Source organism: Massilia sp. TWR1-2-2 (assembly GCF_049897565.1).
Classification (GTDB): Bacteria; Pseudomonadota; Gammaproteobacteria; order Burkholderiales; family Burkholderiaceae_D; genus JAFCUW01.
Genome location: NZ_JAFCWM010000058.1, coordinates 1 through 15,783, shown reverse-complemented (window position 1 = coordinate 15,783; position 15,783 = coordinate 1). Strand labels below are relative to the sequence as shown.

The following is a 15,783-nucleotide window of genomic DNA, read 5'->3' as shown; positions in this document are numbered from 1 at the left end:
TGTGCGGGCCCCCCGGTCAAAAAATTTGGGGGGGGGGGGGGCATTTTTTTTTTTTTTTTGGGGGGGGGGGGCGCGCCTGGGGGCCCCCCCGCCGCACTGCCATCGTGCCCACTCTCACAAGGACGCCACATGAAGTCACGCATCACCCGCCTCGCGCCGCTCGCATGCATGCTCGCCACGGCCGCGGGCCTGGCCCACGCGCAAGGCGCGCCGGCGCCAGCAAGCTATCCCGCGCTGCCATCGGAAACGCCGGCCCAGTTCGAGCCCGTCACCACCGGCTTCAATTATGTCAAGCGCTCGGTGATGGTGCCAATGCGCGACGGCGTCAAGCTCAATACGGTGATCATCGTGCCGCGCGGCGCCAAGGGCGCGCCCGTTCTGCTGACGCGCACCCCGTACGACGCGGCCGGTTTGACCAGCCACGCCGAGAGCTCCGACATGAAGTCGATCCTGCAGGGCTACGACAACGCCGCCGACGTCATCGTCGAAGGCGGCTACATCCGCGTGGTGCAGGACGTGCGCGGCAAGTACGGCTCGGAAGGCGACTACGTGATGAACCGTCCCCTGTCCGGCCCGCAGAATCCGACCCCGGTCGATCACTCCACCGACACCTGGGACACGATCGAGTGGCTGACCAGGAACGTGCCCGAATCGAACGGCAAGGTCGGCATCATCGGCATTTCGTACGACGGCTTCCTGCCCTTGATGGCACTGGTCAATCCGCACCCGGCCCTGAAGGTGGCCGTTCCGATGAACCCGATGGTCGACGGCTGGATGGGCGACGACTGGTTCCACCACGGCGCCTTCCGCCAGGTGAACATCCCTTACGTGATGGAGCAGGTCGTCACGCGCAAGAACGACGCCAAGTGGTTCACCGCCACGCATGACGATTACGATACCTACCTGCGCGCGGGGTCGGCCGGCGAACTGGCGCGCCAGCGCGGCGTGTCGCAAAGCGGCTTCTGGCGCAAGATCGTCGCCCACCCGGCCTACGACGCGTTCTGGCAGGATCAGGCGATGGACAAGATCCTGGCCAAACAGCCGCTGACGGTGCCGACCATGCTGGTGCACAGCCTGTGGGACGCCGAAGACATCTACGGGCCGATCGCGGTCTACAAGGCGCTCAAGGCGAAGGACGCCGCCAACGACAAGCTGTTCCTGGTGATCGGCCCGTGGTCGCACGGCGGCGGTATCGGCGACGGCAGCAAGCTTGGCGCCATCAACTTCAACGCCGACACGGCACTGCACTTCCGCCAGGAGATCCTGCGCCCTTTCCTCGACCGCTACCTCAAGGACGACGCGCCGCCGGCCGGCGTGGCGCCGGTGTCGGCCTTCGAGACCGGCACCAACAAGTGGCGCAGCCTGGCCGCGTGGCCGAGCGGCTGCACCAGCGGCTGCGCGATCAAGCCGGCGCTGCTGCGCCTTGGCGCCAACCAGAAGCTCACGCTCGGCGGCGAAGGCGGCGGCCAGGGCCACGACGAATACATTGCCGATCCGGCCAAGCCGGTGCCGTACCGCGCGCGGCCGATGCAGATGGGGTACGACGAAGCGAAAGGCCAGAGCTGGCCGCGCTGGCTCACCGACGACCAGCGCGAAGCGTCCGGGCGCACCGACGTGATCACGTTCACATCGGACGTGTTGACGGCGCCGCTTAAAATCAGCGGCGAGCCGATCGCCAACCTGATCGCCGCCACCAGCGGCACCGATTCGGACTGGGTGGTGAAGGTAATCGACGTCTATCCCGACCAGGTGGCGGGCCAGAACGCGATGGGCGGCTACCAGCTGATGATCTCGGCCGACATCTTCCGCGGCCGCTACCGCGAAGGCTACGAAGTGGGCAAGCCGATTGCGGCGAACAAGGCGCTGGCCTACAAGTTCGCGCTGCCGACCGCTAACCACGTGTTCCTGCCGGGGCACCGGATCATGGTGCAGATCCAGTCCAGCTGGTTCCCGCTGTACGACCGCAATCCGCAGACCTTCGTGCCGAACATTTTCGACGCCAAACCGGCCGACTATAAAAAGGCGACGCAGCGCATCTACCACAGCAGCTTCGTCGAACTGCCGGTGGTCGAAGCGGCAAAATAAGCGCTTGCGTTTTACGTCAGGCGCTGCGTTCGTATCCTTCAACGCGGCGCCCGGCCATTTCTCCTGGAATGCCACAGCAATACCAATCCCGTCGCGAGGCCGACGCGCGCTTTCGAAGCGACCGCAGGGACCGACCCGCCAGCAGGGGTCTGACCCGACAGCAAGCCGGGTCAGACCCCTGCTGCTGTCAAGCTGGCGCCTCGACAGGGCAGCCCGTGCGACCTGCATGGTTAATACCAATTAAATACCTATTGACAAGCCCGTGAGCGCTACCTATAGTGCCCTGACCTCCTGGCAGCTCACGCTTACATCAACATGATCGAATACTTCATCGGCGTCGACGGCGGCGGAACCGGTACCCGCGTACGGCTGGCCAACGCCGGCGGCGACGAACTGGCGCAGGGCCAGGGCGGCCCGTCGGCACTGGCGCACGGCATCGGCAACGCCTGGTCCAACATCGGCGCCGCCGTGGTGATGGCCTTCGACCAGGCCGGCCTCGCCCAGCCGCCATTCGGCGCCATGGCGATCGGCCTTGGCCTGGCCGGCGTGCACAACAAATCCTGGGCCGCGCAGTTCGTCGACGCCAATCCCGGCTACGCGGCGCTGCGCCTCGAAACCGACGGCTTCACCACGCTGATGGGCGCGCACGGCGGTCAGCCCGGCACCATCGTCGCCATCGGCACCGGCAGCGTCGGCCAGGCACTGCTGCCCGGCGGCGAGCAGCGCGAAGTGGGCGGCTGGGGCTTCCCGGCCGGCGACGAGGCGAGCGGCGGCTGGCTTGGCCTGCGCGCCATCAACCACATCGAACAGGTGCTCGACGGGCGCAAGCCAGGCAGCCCGTTCGCCCAGGCCGTCATCGGCGCCTGCGGCGGCGCGCGCGACCCGATCCAGGTCTGGCTCGGCCAGGCCAACCAGACCAGCTACGCGCAACTGGCGCCGATCGTCATCGCGCATGCCGATAACGACGCCACCGCGCGGGCGTTTTTGCTCGCCGCCGGCGCCGAAGTGGCCGCCATCGCCCACGCGCTCGACCCTTCCGGCACGCTGCCGCTGGCGTTATGCGGCGGCCTCGGTGCGCCTTTGCGCGCCTACTTGCCGCCCGACCTGCTGGCGCGCAGCGTGCCGCCGCAAGGCGACGCCGCCCGCGGCGCGCTGCGCATGATCGAACAGCACGTGCGCGCCAACCCAATCAATTCATGGCGGACCACTCAATGAGCGAAGCAATCAAGGGCAATATCCTGACGCCGGCCGGCTGGATCCATGGAGCGATCAGCTTCGGCGACCGCGTCACCGACATTGACGGCGCCCCCGCCAATCCAGGCGTCAACGGCGACGACTATATCCTGCCCGGCTTCATCGACCTGCACGTGCACGGCGGCGGCGGGCGCGATGTGATGGAAGGCGGCGACGCGCCGCACGTGATCGCGGCGATGCACGCCAGGCACGGCACCACCAGCCTGCTGGCAACGACGATGACGGCGCCGCCGGAAGACATCGTCGCCGCGCTGAAGGCGATCGGCGCCGCCGCCGGCGCACGCCGCCCGGGCGCGGCGCGCATCCTCGGCGTGCACCTCGAAGGCCCGTACATCAACGCCGGCAAACTCGGCGCGCAGCCGCCGTACGCGCGCGCGGCCAACCTGGCCGAGGTCGAGCAGCTGGGCAGCTATGCGCCGCTGCGACTGATCACGGTGGCGCCCGAAATCGACGGCCACCTGGCGCTGGTGCGCGAGCTGGCCGACGCCGGCATCCGCGTCCAGATCGGCCACACCACCGGCTCCTACGACGACGGCGTGGCCGCGCTGGCGCACGGCGCGGCCGGCTTCACCCACCTGTTCAACGCCATGAACCCGCTGCACCACCGCGAGCCCGGCATGGTCGGCGCGGCGCTGGCGCATGCGCAGTACGCCGAGATCATCCCCGACCTGCTGCACGTGCACCCGGGCGCCATCAAGGTGGCGCTGCGCGCGATCCCGCAGCTGTACTGCGTCACCGATTCGACCGCCGCCACCGGCATGCCGGACGGCGAATACATGCTGGGCCGCCAGCAGGTACACAAGTGCATGGGCGGCGTGCGCCTGTCCGACGGCACGCTGGCCGGCAGCACCCTGACCATGGACCAGGCGCTGCGCAACCTGGTCGGCGCCATCGGCCTCGACCTGGCCGACGCCTCGCGGCGCGTGTCCACCAACGCCGCCGACTACCTCGGCGAAACCGAACGTGGCCGCCTGGCCCCCGGCTGTTACGCCGACATCGTCGTGCTCGACCGCGACCTGAACATCAAAGCCGTATATATAGAAGGAGAAGCTTGTGACCTCACTGATGCTTAAAGAGGCGTTGTCCGCCGCCGAATGCGTATCGCTGCAACTGTCGAACGACATTGAGCGCTACGCCGAACTGGGACGCAAGCTGCGCTCCACCAATTTCAACAGCGCGCTGACGGTGGCGCGCGGCAGTTCCGACCACGCCGCCAACTACTGCGCCTACCTGATCATGGCGCGCATGGGGCGCATCGTCGCCTCGCTGCCGATGTCGCTGGTAACGCTGTACAAGTCGCCGCTGGTCACGCGCGACACCCTGACCATCGCCATCTCGCAGTCGGGCCAGAGCCCGGACGTAGTCGAGCCGATCCGCTACTTCCGCGACGGCGGCGCCACCACCGTCGCGCTGGTCAACGACATCGACTCGCCGCTGGCGCAGGCGGCCGAATGGGCGATCCCGCTGCATGCGGGCAAAGAGCAAAGCGTGGCCGCCACCAAGAGCTTCATCACCAGCCTGGTGGCCGGCGCGCGCCTGGTCGCGCACTGGCAGAACGACCCGGAGCTGATCGAAGGCCTGGCCGCGCTGCCGCAAGCGCTGGACGAGGCGACCCGCGCCGACTGGTCGGCCGCGCTCGAGGTGCTGACACCGGCGCGCAACATCATGGTGGTCGGACGCGGCATCAGCTTTCCGATCGCGCTCGAATCGGCATTGAAGTTCAAGGAGACGTCGGCGCTGCAAGCCGAAGCGTTCAGCGGCGCCGAAATCAAGCACGGCCCGATGGCGCTGATCGAAGACGGCTACCCGCTGCTGATCTTCGCCACGCGCGGCCCGACCCAGGCCGGCCTGGTGCAGCTGGCAACCGAGATGCGCGGGCGCGGCGCGCGCGTGCTGCTGGCAGCGCCCGCCGACATCGCCGAGCGCGACCTGACATTGCCGGTCGCCGCCACTGCCGACCTCGACCCTATCGTCGCGGTGCAGGCGTTCTACGTGATGGCGGCGCACCTGTCGAAGGCGCGCGGCATGGATCCGGACCGCCCGCGCCACCTCAACAAAGTGACCAAGACACACTAGCCATGAACGACTCACGACAACTTGCCGGCCAGCTGATCATGGTGCGCCTGGCGGGCACCGAACTCGATGCCGCCAGCGCCGCCTTCCTCAAGGCCAACCGCGTGCGCGGCGTGTGCCTGTTCCGCCAGAACATGGTGGACGCGGAGCAGCTGGCGCGCTTGACCTTCGAGCTGCGCGCGGCGATGGGACCGGAGGCGCTGATCGCCCTCGACCAGGAGGGCGGCGCCGTGGTCCGTTCGACCTGGGTGCCGGCGCCGCCGTCGGCGATGGCGCTTGGCGCGGCCGACGATCTGCCGCTGGCGCGCGACGTCGGCGCGGCAGTCGCGCGCGCGGTCAAGGCGCTCGGCTTCAACTGGAACTTCGCGCCCGTCCTTGACCTGAACAACAACCCGCACAACCCGGTCATCGCCGAACGCTCGTTCGGCGCCGACCCGCGCCGCGCGACCGAACTGGCGATGGCCTGGATGGAAGGCAGCCATTCCGAAGGCGTGGCCTGTTGCGTCAAGCATTTCCCCGGCCACGGCGACACCAGCGTCGATTCGCACCGCGACTTGCCGACCGTCGACAAGCCGCTGGCCGAGCTGGAGCAGTTCGAATTCGCGCCGTTCCGCATGGCCGCGCCGCACGCGCCGGCGATGATGACGGCGCACATCGTCTACCCGACGCTCGATGCCAAGTTCCCCGCCACCATGTCGCGCCGCATCCTGACGGGCCTGTTGCGCGAAGAATGGGATTACCGCGGCGTGATCATCACCGACGCGATGGACATGCACGCCATCGCCCACCGCTACGGCGCCGGCCACGCCGCGGTGATGGCGCTGGCCGCCGGCGCCGACATGGTGATGGCGCTTGGAACACCGGATATCCAGGAAGAGACGATCGCCGCGATCGCCGCCGCGATCGACGCCGGCACGCTCAGCGCGCAAGACGTCGCCGCGCGGCTGCAGCGATTGTCCGAGCTGGCGCGCCGTTATCCATGCCAGCCGCGCGCTTACCTGGAAGAAGCCGGCGACCGCGCACTGATGGCCGACGGCTGGCGCCGCGCGCTGACGGTGCGCGGCGACGCCTGCCGTCCCGCCGCCGGCGCCAAAGTGCGCCTGGTGGTGCGCCAGGATGTCGTCAGCGACGGCGTGTCCGAAGCCGGCGTGCCGGCGGCCGCGCTGGCCGCCTCGCTCGGGCGCCTGTACGACGTCGACACCGTCACCTACCGCGACGCCGAGACGTTCGACTGGAACACGCTGCCCGCCGATGGCCGCTTCACCTTTCTTGCCTCGACCGCGCGGCTGCGCTACGGCCCGCACGCGCGCGCCAACTGGCATCCCGACCTGCACCTGGCATTGTGGAACCCGTACCAGGCGCTCGACATCGACGCGCCGGCCTTGATCACCTACGGCTTCGCGGCGCCGGCGCTGGACGCCGTCAACGCCTGGCTGGCCGGCGAACTGGAAGCGCGCGGCTGCAGTCCGGTCGCCGGCTTTTAGGCGCCGGATGGGCGGCGTTTCCATAGGGAAATCGCGATGCACGATTGCACGGTGAGCTGCTGTAGTTTTATGGGACAATACGCGCTGATTTCGTTGTTGCTTGCCGAAACAGCATGTGCACCGATCGCCGCGTTCACGCGTTAGTACCGAACTTAGCTGAATTTTTGTCTTCTGATTGAAGGGTTTTCCATGTCCCAATTCCGTCTTGCTCGCATCACGTTGGTGCTGGCCGCTATCGGCCTCAACGCTGTCCCGGCGCTGATGACCGGCGCGCACGCCCAGAAAACCCCTGCTCCCGCCGCGGCCGATGCGCCCAAGCCAGACACCGTCCGTCCCGAGCTGTTCAAGCTGATCGATTCGAACGTCATCAAGCAGCTGATGGCCGAGAAGAAGTTCGACGAAGTGAAGACGCGCCTGACCCAGGCCGATGCGTTTGCGGCCAAGACGCCGTACGAGACGTACGTCGTCGACCGCATGAAGGTCGCGCTCGGCTCGGCCAGCGGCGACGATGCGATGACGATCACCGCGCTCGAGGCGGTGATCGCGGCGAACCGCCTGCCGGCGGTCGACCAGGGCGAGTTCATGCTCGCGCTCGGCAACATGTACTACAACGCCAAGAATTACCCGAAGGCGATCGAATGGATGAAGCGCTATCAGAAGGAAGGTTCGACGCCGGAAAAAGTGCGCAGCCCGCTGATCCGCGCCTACTACCTGAGCAATGATTTCGCGACCGCCAAGACCGAACTGACATCGCTGATCGCCGACACCGAAAAAGCCGGCCGCCAGCCGTCGCTGGAAGACCTGCGCCTGCTGGCCAGTTCGGCCGCCAAGCTGAAGGACAACGCGACTTACCTGGTCGCGATGGAAAAGCTGGTCGCGCTGTATCCGGCCGACGACTACTGGACCGACCTGCTGCGCCGCATGCAGAACAAGCCGGGCTATAGCCAGAGCCATCAGCTCGACGTGCTGCGCCTGCAATTTGTTGCGCAGAAGGCGCTGGCGCCGGAAGAGTACCTCGAGATGGCCGAATCGACCTTGCTCGCCGGCTTCCCGACCGAAGCGAAAAAGACGCTCGACGCCGGCGCCGCCGCCGGCGTGCTGGGTTCGGGCAACAGCGCCAATGTCTACAAGCAACTGCGCGACAAGGCCAACAAGGGCGCCGCCGACGATGCAAAGAACATTGCCAGCGGTGAAGCGAGCGCGGCCAAGGCAAAAGACGGCACCGGCCTGGTCAACCTCGGCTGGGCGTACGTCACGATGGACCAGTTCGACAAGGGCATCCCGCTGATCGAGCAAGGCATCGCCAAAGGCGTCGGCAAGAAACCGGAAGAAGCCAAGTTGCGCCTGGGCATGGCGTACGCGAAGGCCGGCCGCAAGGCCGAAGCGATCAAGACGCTCGAGTCCGTCAAGGGCACCGACGGCCTCGGCGACCTGGCGAAGTACTGGTCGCTGTGGGCGAACCGCTCGGCCACCCCTGCTGCCGCGCCGGCCAGCGCCGCAGCGCCGGCCCCTGTTGCCAAGTAAACGAGCGCGCGCAATGCTGCCACAGGCGGGTTCGTACTTCGGTCCGGCCCGCCTTTTTTGATGCCCGCCGGTTAGTTGCCGTACATATCAGACGTAACATTTCTCGGATACTTAACGGACTCTTCAGAAAGGTTGATCATGACGTCGGTACGCAAAGGACAAGCCCCCGCCAAGCTCGGGCGCAACGAGTTTCACCTGGTGTTTTCGCGCTCCTTCATGGATCCGGCGTTCGGCAAGGTCGCCGGCGAACTCGCCGCGGTCGAGGAGATCGCGTGGAACAACTACAGCGAATCGCACAAGGCGCCGACGACCAGGAAGGCCGGTCCGGGCTTTGCCGATCCAGAGTACGAACTGTCGGTCGAATGGATCGCGGCGCGCGACCGGCTGCTGGCGGCCGAAGCGGTGCAAAAGAATCCGGAAACCCGCTCGCGCGTGCTGGTCATCAACGGCGCCGCGCGCAACGACGGCACCTGCCCCGGCGAAATCTCGAAGTCCTACCGCATGACGCAGCTGGCGCGCGAAGTGCTCGAAGCGCACGGCATCGACGTCGACATCCTCGACCTCAGCCTGCTCACCTCCGATTACGACCGCCACATCCACCCGTGCAAGGCCTGCGTCTCGACCGCCATGCCCTTGTGCCACTGGCCGTGCAGCTGCTACCCGAACCACTCACTGCGCCAGACCAACGACTGGATGAACGAGATTTACGAAAAGTGGGTGGCCGCGCACGGCATCCTGATCGTCACGCCGGTGTACTGGTACCAGACGCCGGCGGTGCTCAAGCTGATGATCGACCGGCTGGTGTGCGCCGACGGCGGCAATCCGGATCCCACCGCCACGCACGGCAAGAAGGCGGAAGAAGCGAAGGCACTCGAACTGGCAGGCTGGGACTATCCGAAGCACCTGGCCGACCGCGCGTACGGGCTGATCGTGCACGGCGACGTCGCCGGCATCGAAGGCACGCGGCGCGGCTTGTCGGACTGGCTTGACTGGATGGGGATGATCGACGCCGGCAGCTTTGCGCGGCTGGACCGCTACGTCGGCTACTTCGAGTCGTACGCAGAGAGCCACGACGCGTTCGATCGCGACACCGATTTCCAGGAAGAGGTGCGCAACGTCGGGCGCGCGCTGGGCCAGGCGGTCAGCGAGCTGCGCGCCGGCAGACTGTCGTCGCCAAACCGCGCAGTGCGCTCGCCGCGGCCGAAGTAGCAGAAGGACAATAACCGGTGTCAGGTCTGACATTCGGACATTTGGTCGTTCAAATGTCCGAATGTCAGACCTGACACCAGCACGTTGCGTTAAATCGCGGTCAGGCCGCCGTCGACGGCGAGCTGGTGGCCGGTGACGAACGAGGCCTGATCGGAGCACAGCCACAGCGCCGCGTTGGCGATTTCCGACGCCTCGCCGAAGCGGCCGATCGGATGGATGTTGCGCAGCTTCTTCTGGCGCGTCGGCTCGCGCTCGAGCGCGCGCGCCAGCATCGGCGTGTTGATCACGCCGGGGCAGACGCTGTTGACGCGGATGCCGTCGCGCCCATATTCGGCGGCGGCCGTCTTGGTCAGGCCGATCACGGCGTGCTTGCTGGCCGCGTAGATGGCCTGCGTCGGCGCGCCCACCAGCCCGGCGACCGACGCGGTGTTGACGATCGCCCCACCGCCCTGCTTGAGCATCTGGCGGATCTGGTACTTCATGCACAGCCAGGTGCCCTTGACGTTGACGTTGACGATGCGGTCGAACAGCGCTTCGTCGGTGTCGGCCAGCTGCAGGTGTTCTTCCTCGATGCCGGCGTTGTTGAAGGCGCAGTCCAGGCGGCCGTAGTACGCCACCGTCTTGTCGACCAGCGCTTCGACTTCTGCCGCGCGCGTGACGTTGGTCTGCACGAACAGCGCCTTGCCGCCGGCTTCGACGATCATCGCCGCCGTCGCGTGGCCGCCGTCGACCGAGGTGTCGGCCACCACCACGCAGGCGCCGGCGCGGCCGAAGGCCAGCGCGGTGGCGCGGCCGATGCCGCCCGCCGCCCCAGTCACCAACACGACCTTGCCCTCGAACGAGGTATCCCGCTGCTGCTTGTTCTTGACGACCATCACGCACTCCAATATTGAACACCGGCAGTATTTGCTGCCTCAAGGCAACATCATAACGCCGCATAAACAATCAATCAAACAAATGTGCGGTTGTTGGTAGCAAAAACATTACTATTTCGGCGCAGCTGTGGCCTTTTGCTGATCTGCGGCCATCACCACGCTCAATCTGGCCGGGTCGATCGCCTTGCGAAACGCCGCGTTCAGCTGCGCCAGCGTCACCGCGGCCAGCTTCTGCTCGAACCGGCGGCTCCACTCGAACGTCTGGCCGCGGTGCAGGTAGCTGGTCCAGCCGGCCGCCAGCACCGCGTCTTCCGAGCGGTTCTGCAAGCGCTGCTGCAGCGTGCCGGACTTCGCGCCGGCCAGTTCGGCGGCGGTGAAGCCGCCCTTCAGCGCGCGCGCCAGTTCCTCGCGCACCGCAGCATCGAGCTTGCGCAGGTTCTGCGGCGCGGCGATGGCGTCGATGCCGAACGAGCCGGCGCGGTCAAGCTCCCCCGCCGACAGCTGCGAGCCGCCGCCGTACGACAGGCCGTCCTTCTGGCGGATGCGGTCCAACAGGCGCGACTTCATGCCGCCTTCGCCGAAGATGTAATTGGCCAGCGTCAGCGCCGGATAGTCGGCGTCGTCGATGTTCAGGTCGAGGTTCAGGCGCGCCGTGTAGAAGCCGTTTTCCTTGTCGGGCGTGTCGAGCGCCTTTTGCAGCGGCGCGACGTCGGCATGCTTGCGCAGCAGCGGCGCCACGTTCGCCGGCGCCACCCACTGGCCGAACAGCTGGTCGACCAATGGCGCCACTGCATCGGCGTCGAGGTCGCCGACGATGGCCAGCTCGGACGGCCTGGCGCCATAAAACTGGCGATGGAAGTCCTTGATCTGCACCAGCGTGGCCGCGCGCGTGTCGGCCAGGTCTTCCTCGATGGTGGTCGCCTCGCGCGGATCGCCGCGCGGGTAGATGTCGAAATGCTCGGCCAGCGCGCGCGCGGCCACTTCCTGCGGCTCGCCGCGGCCCGACTCGATGCTCACCAGCGCCTGCTCGCGCAGCTGCTCGAATTCGGCTTCCGGAAATGCCGGCTCCTTCAGCACGTGCGCCACCAGCCGCAGCGCTTCGGCCAGGTTGGCGCGCGTGGTCTCGAAGCGGTGCGGGCCGCCGGTGATCTTCAGGCGGTCGAATTCGTCGGCCAGCTGTATGCGATTGAACTTGCTGGTCCCGCGCATCAGCATGGCGGCCGTCAGCGCCGGCACCGCGCCTTTGCCGAACAGGGTCTTCTCGTCGCCGAAATGCTGGACGAATTCGACCGACACGGCCTCGCCGCGGTTCTTCTTCGGCAGCAGCGCCATCTTCACGCCGCCGGCCGTGACCAGGCGGGTGCGCTTCATGATGTTGTCCTGGCTCGGCTCGAAGTTTTCCGACTTGAGCGAGGCGGCGCGCGGCTTGAACGCCTTCATCAGCGACTCCACCGTCGGCGCTTGGGCGATGTCGGCGCGCTGCGGCGTGTCGTCGGGGACGAAAAATCCGGTCACCCGGTTGTCGCGCCGCAGGTAGCGGCCCGACACCTTCGCCACGTCGTCGGCGCTGATGGCGGCGACCCGTTCGCGGCCGACGAAGTACAGGCGCCAGTCGCCCAGCGCGATCGCTTCCGACAGCGCCACGCCGACCCGCTGCGGCTCGTTCAGGCTTTTCTCGATGTCGTTGTTCTTGACGCGTCGCACCCGCTCCATCTCCTCGGCCGTGGCCGGATTGCGCGCGAAATCCTCCACCGCGGCCGTCATCGCCGCGCGCACCGGCTCGATCGGCGCGCCCTTCTTGACGACCGCGCCGATCAGCTGCAGGCCCGGCGCGTAGCCGGTCTGGCCGAACGAGAACACCTCGCTCGCCTGGCCGCTTTCGACGAGCAGCTTGTGCAGGCGCGCCGCCGGCCCGCTGCCGAGGATGTCGGAGGCGAACGACAGCACGTCGGAATCGAGGTGCAGCTCGGACGGCACCTTGTAGCCGAGGGCGACGATCTGCACGTCGCCCTGGCGCCGCACGCTGAAGGTGCGCTCGCCGTCCTGGGTCGGCTCGACCGTCCAGAACGCCGGCAAGGTTCGTTTCGGCTTCGGGATCGCGCCGAACTTCTGGGCGATGAAACGCAAGGTGCTGGCCTCGTCGAATTTGCCGGCCACCAGCAGCACCGCGTTGTCCGGCTGATACCAGGTGCGGTAGAACGCCTGCAGGTTGGCGATGCCGACGTTCTCGATGTCGCTGCGGTTGCCGATGGTCGAGCGCCCGTAGGCGTGCCAGTCGTACGACACGCTTTGCATGCGCTTCATCAGCACCGCGCCGGGCGAATTCTCGCCGCTTTCGTACTCGTTGCGCACCACCGTCATTTCGGAGTCGAGGTCTTTTTTGGCGATGAAGGAATTGACCATGCGGTCCGCTTCCATCTGCAGCGCCCAGCGCAGGTTGTCTTCGCTGGCCTGGAACACTTCGTAGTAGTTGGTGCGGTCGAGCGAGGTGGTGCCGTTGAACTGCATGCCGCGGTCGGCGAACTGATGGGGAATGGCGCGGTTGTTGCGCGAGCCTTTGAACAGCAGGTGTTCGAGCAGGTGCGCCATGCCAGTCTCGCCGTAGTTCTCGTGGCGCGAGCCGACCAGGTAGGTGACGTTGACGGTGACGGTCGGCTTCGACGCGTCCGGGAACAGCAGCACCTTCAGTCCGTTGGCCAGCCGGTATTCGGTGATGCCCTCGACCGCCGGGCCCTGGGCGACGCCGTTGGGCAGCGCCGGGGCGGCGAAGGCAGCGCCGCTGATAGCGCCGGCCAGAATGGATGCGCCGATGCGCAGCGTGCAGCTGTTTCGATTCATGAGGTCTCGCGAGAAGTGTTGGAGCGGGGTACATTGGATAGTAGCAGACCGCTGCGGCCCCACGCGCCATCCTCGCGATACGAGGATGGCGTTAGCTTTTGCGTCGACGACTTGACTGTCGGGATTTGTGCATGCGCCCCTGGCCGCCGAAATCAGTGACGGGCGCGCTTTTCCTGCGACTGCTGGTGCGGGCCGATGCGCGCCAGTTCGCTCATCTCCCCGGCCAGGAAGCCGAGTAAATCGTCGGCGCTGACGATGCCGGTCAGGGCGCCGTTTGCATTGACCACCGGCACGCGCCGGATGCCGCGCAGGCGCATGCGCTCGATGGTTTCGTAGACGTCGTCGCTTTCGCTGCAGGTAAGCAAGTCGTCCGTCATGATGTCGCCGACGAGCAGGCTGGCCGGGTCGAGGCCGAGCGCGATGACCGAGACGACGATGTCGCGGTCGGTGAGGATGCCGGTGGGAACGCGCTCGGCGTTGGGCTGCTCGACGACAACGACGTCGCCGACGTGGTGGGTCCGCATCAGCAGCGCGGCGCCCTGGACGCTTTCCTCGCGCGTGCAAACGATGGTCTGGGTGGTGCACATTTCGCCAATCCGCATAATCAGTCTCCTAGGCGGCGCCGGGCCGCTCGTCCTTGCGCGCCGACAGAGCTGCGCGCATCAGCCGCTACGCTATCGCGCCGGTTCTGCAGCAGCCTTGATCTTGGTCAAAGCGACGGCAAAGGAGAATTATTTGGCGGGAACAGGATCAGGCAGGATGCACGCTTCCACCACTTGCAGGTCATTGTCCTTGGCGAAGTTGACGACGAAGTGGTAGGCCAGCGGCTCGATATTTTTCAGCGCGGCGTCGACGACGACCGCCTTGATGCCGTTGAGCATCGCCGGGCGGACGTATGGCGAAAACTGCAGGTGCGCGTCGCGCCCGCCGGAGCCTTCCGGCTTGAAACAGGACATGACGCCGCACAGGCGGTCGGCCCAGTCGCTGGGACGAAACTGCCTGCCATCGCTGGTGACGCCAAGAATGAAAAACTCTTCGGCGAGTTCTTTCTTGATTTGCGGTGACTCGACCATTGGCGGGATTCGGGCAAGGATGCTGCGTGAAGGGCCCCGGTCGCAAGTACCGGGCGCTGACGCAGTATTATATCTTATAGAAGACCTGAAGTCGCCATTTGCGCGGCCCGCACTGCGCCGCGCGAGCCGATTAACCGAGCCAGACGGCGCTGGACAACAGCAACAGTAACATCATCCACAGCAGCAAGGCGCGCCAGACCAGGCCGACCGTGCTTTGCAGGGCGCGGATGGTCGGCTCTTCGCCCGGCAGCACTTCGGCTTCGGTATCGAGCGAGTCGACCGTGGCGGCGTCGGCCGGGATGATGACGCCGGACGCGTTCTCGTACGGCGTGCCGAGGCGCACGCCCATGGCGCCGCCGCCGGCGGTCAGGATGATGCCTTTCGCTTCATCGGCCCAGCGGTGGGCGAAGTTGCGCCAGGCGTAGATCGCGTCTTCGAAGTTGCCGACGACGGCGAAGGCGACCGCGGTCAGGCGCACCGGCAGCCAGTCGATCCAGTAGAACGCGCGGGCGGCGAACTGGCCGAACGCTTCGCCGCGCATGTGGTCCGGCTCGTTCCAGGCGCGCGCCAGGTATTCGGACACGCGGTACATCACCGCGCAGGCGGGCCCGAGCGGCATGAGGAACCAGAAGAACACGCCGAACACGTTGCGGTGGGTGGTGACGAGCGACTTTTCGACGGCGAGGCGGCAGATCTCGGTGCTTTCCATACCGGCCGTGTCGACCCGGGTCCATTCGGCCAGCAAGGCGCGCGCGGTCGGCTCGTCGCCGGCGTTGAGCGCCATCTGGATCGACGTGAAATAGTGGCTGTAATGACGAAAGCCGAGCGTCAGGTAGACGATCAGCACGTTCCAGGCGAAGGCGGCGAAGACGAGGTTGAAGTGCAGCAGCGTCCAGTAGATGAATGCGGTGGGCACCATCAGTGCCGCCACCATCAGGATCCAGCCGAGGCGGCCGTGGCTGGCGTCGCCGGCGTTGAACCAGCTTTCCATGCGCATTGCGAAACTTTTAATCTCGGCATAAATCATGTTATCCGCGCGCAAGGGCTTCAGTTGCTCAATTAGCAACGCGCACAGAATAGAGAGAAAAGTCATCGATACGTCCTTTGTGAAATAAAGCAATACTGCCCGGCCCCGCTACGATAGCGCAGAGCAGTACCCAAATCAAACTTATTGGCGCCGTCCCAGGTTTGGAGCACCATCGGGGTCGGAGCACCATCGGGGTCAGGAGCACCATCGGGGTCAGACCTAGGTCTGACCCTAATGCCGCTAAGTTAAGCTTTAGTCGCATTTTCTTGTTGTAAACTTTCGGCCGAAGTGTTAACTTTCTGGCTGATGCTGTCCGATGCCCTCCCACTGGTTATTGATTT

12 protein-coding genes are annotated in these 15,783 nt (G+C 66.3%); 7 read left to right on the top strand and 5 right to left on the bottom strand.

Annotation, left to right across the window (positions count from 1 at the left end; translation table 11 throughout):
- Nucleotides 1-129 precede the first annotated feature (129 nt).
- From ACP7DD_RS25655 to ACP7DD_RS25625, 7 genes are all read left to right on the top strand, one after another.
- Nucleotides 130-2,085: a CocE/NonD family hydrolase gene (locus tag ACP7DD_RS25655; RefSeq protein WP_426178123.1), complete on the top strand. Its 1,956-nt coding sequence runs from the start codon at nt 130-132 to the stop codon at nt 2,083-2,085.
- 315 nt (nt 2,086-2,400) lie between these two features.
- Nucleotides 2,401-3,300 (top strand): BadF/BadG/BcrA/BcrD ATPase family protein, encoded by a 900-nt coding sequence (locus ACP7DD_RS25650; protein WP_426178121.1) that lies wholly within the window; start codon nt 2,401-2,403, stop codon nt 3,298-3,300.
- Nucleotides 3,297-4,412, top strand: coding sequence for an N-acetylglucosamine-6-phosphate deacetylase (nagA, locus tag ACP7DD_RS25645; protein WP_426178119.1), 1,116 nt, complete (start codon nt 3,297-3,299; stop codon nt 4,410-4,412). Before ACP7DD_RS25650 ends, nagA begins: the two co-directional genes overlap by 4 nt.
- A complete protein-coding gene (locus tag ACP7DD_RS25640) occupies nt 4,405-5,415 on the top strand; it encodes an SIS domain-containing protein (RefSeq protein ID WP_426178125.1) in 1,011 nt (336 codons plus the stop codon). The genes nagA and ACP7DD_RS25640 overlap by 8 nt, the downstream gene beginning before the upstream one ends.
- A gap of 2 nt (nt 5,416-5,417) precedes the next feature.
- Complete coding sequence (gene nagZ, locus ACP7DD_RS25635) at nt 5,418-6,896, top strand: beta-N-acetylhexosaminidase (protein ID WP_426178117.1); 1,479 nt, start codon at nt 5,418-5,420, stop codon at nt 6,894-6,896.
- 189 nt (nt 6,897-7,085) lie between these two features.
- Nucleotides 7,086-8,420: a tetratricopeptide repeat protein gene (locus ACP7DD_RS25630; RefSeq protein WP_426178115.1), complete on the top strand. Its 1,335-nt coding sequence runs from the start codon at nt 7,086-7,088 to the stop codon at nt 8,418-8,420.
- A gap of 138 nt (nt 8,421-8,558) precedes the next feature.
- A complete protein-coding gene (locus ACP7DD_RS25625; protein ID WP_426178114.1) occupies nt 8,559-9,629 on the top strand; it encodes a flavodoxin family protein in 1,071 nt (356 codons plus the stop codon).
- A gap of 89 nt (nt 9,630-9,718) precedes the next feature.
- Here the strand turns inward: ACP7DD_RS25625 and ACP7DD_RS25620 are convergent, their stop codons facing one another.
- From ACP7DD_RS25620 to ACP7DD_RS25600, 5 genes are all read right to left on the bottom strand, one after another.
- Nucleotides 9,719-10,504, bottom strand: coding sequence for an SDR family oxidoreductase (locus tag ACP7DD_RS25620; protein WP_426178113.1), 786 nt, complete (start codon nt 10,502-10,504; stop codon nt 9,719-9,721).
- A 111-nt stretch (nt 10,505-10,615) separates the two neighbouring features.
- Complete coding sequence (locus ACP7DD_RS25615) at nt 10,616-13,342, bottom strand: M16 family metallopeptidase (protein WP_426178112.1); 2,727 nt, start codon at nt 13,340-13,342, stop codon at nt 10,616-10,618.
- A gap of 152 nt (nt 13,343-13,494) precedes the next feature.
- Complete coding sequence (locus ACP7DD_RS25610) at nt 13,495-13,944, bottom strand: CBS domain-containing protein (protein ID WP_426178111.1); 450 nt, start codon at nt 13,942-13,944, stop codon at nt 13,495-13,497.
- A gap of 129 nt (nt 13,945-14,073) precedes the next feature.
- Nucleotides 14,074-14,415, bottom strand: a complete 342-nt coding sequence (locus tag ACP7DD_RS25605; protein ID WP_099791888.1) for a DUF3579 domain-containing protein — start codon at nt 14,413-14,415, stop codon at nt 14,074-14,076.
- A 130-nt stretch (nt 14,416-14,545) separates the two neighbouring features.
- Nucleotides 14,546-15,508, bottom strand: a complete 963-nt coding sequence (locus ACP7DD_RS25600) for a CobD/CbiB family protein (RefSeq protein WP_426178110.1) — start codon at nt 15,506-15,508, stop codon at nt 14,546-14,548.
- Nucleotides 15,509-15,783: the final 275 nt, after the last annotated feature.

What these genes read in the sequence shown, in the direction of transcription:
- ACP7DD_RS25655 (WP_426178123.1), top strand. Translation starts at nt 130, where the DNA reads ATGAAGTCACGCATCACCCGCCTCGCGCCGCTCGCATGCATGCTCGCC.
- ACP7DD_RS25650 (WP_426178121.1), top strand. Translation starts at nt 2,401, where the DNA reads ATGATCGAATACTTCATCGGCGTCGACGGCGGCGGAACCGGTACCCGC.
- nagA (WP_426178119.1), top strand. Translation starts at nt 3,297, where the DNA reads ATGAGCGAAGCAATCAAGGGCAATATCCTGACGCCGGCCGGCTGGATC.
- ACP7DD_RS25640 (WP_426178125.1), top strand. Translation starts at nt 4,405, where the DNA reads ATGCTTAAAGAGGCGTTGTCCGCCGCCGAATGCGTATCGCTGCAACTG.
- nagZ (WP_426178117.1), top strand. Translation starts at nt 5,418, where the DNA reads ATGAACGACTCACGACAACTTGCCGGCCAGCTGATCATGGTGCGCCTG.
- ACP7DD_RS25630 (WP_426178115.1), top strand. Translation starts at nt 7,086, where the DNA reads ATGTCCCAATTCCGTCTTGCTCGCATCACGTTGGTGCTGGCCGCTATC.
- ACP7DD_RS25625 (WP_426178114.1), top strand. Translation starts at nt 8,559, where the DNA reads ATGACGTCGGTACGCAAAGGACAAGCCCCCGCCAAGCTCGGGCGCAAC.
- ACP7DD_RS25620 (WP_426178113.1), bottom strand. Translation starts at nt 10,504, where the DNA reads ATGGTCGTCAAGAACAAGCAGCAGCGGGATACCTCGTTCGAGGGCAAG.
- ACP7DD_RS25615 (WP_426178112.1), bottom strand. Translation starts at nt 13,342, where the DNA reads ATGAATCGAAACAGCTGCACGCTGCGCATCGGCGCATCCATTCTGGCC.
- ACP7DD_RS25610 (WP_426178111.1), bottom strand. Translation starts at nt 13,944, where the DNA reads ATGCGGATTGGCGAAATGTGCACCACCCAGACCATCGTTTGCACGCGC.
- ACP7DD_RS25605 (WP_099791888.1), bottom strand. Translation starts at nt 14,415, where the DNA reads ATGGTCGAGTCACCGCAAATCAAGAAAGAACTCGCCGAAGAGTTTTTC.
- ACP7DD_RS25600 (WP_426178110.1), bottom strand. Translation starts at nt 15,508, where the DNA reads ATGACTTTTCTCTCTATTCTGTGCGCGTTGCTAATTGAGCAACTGAAG.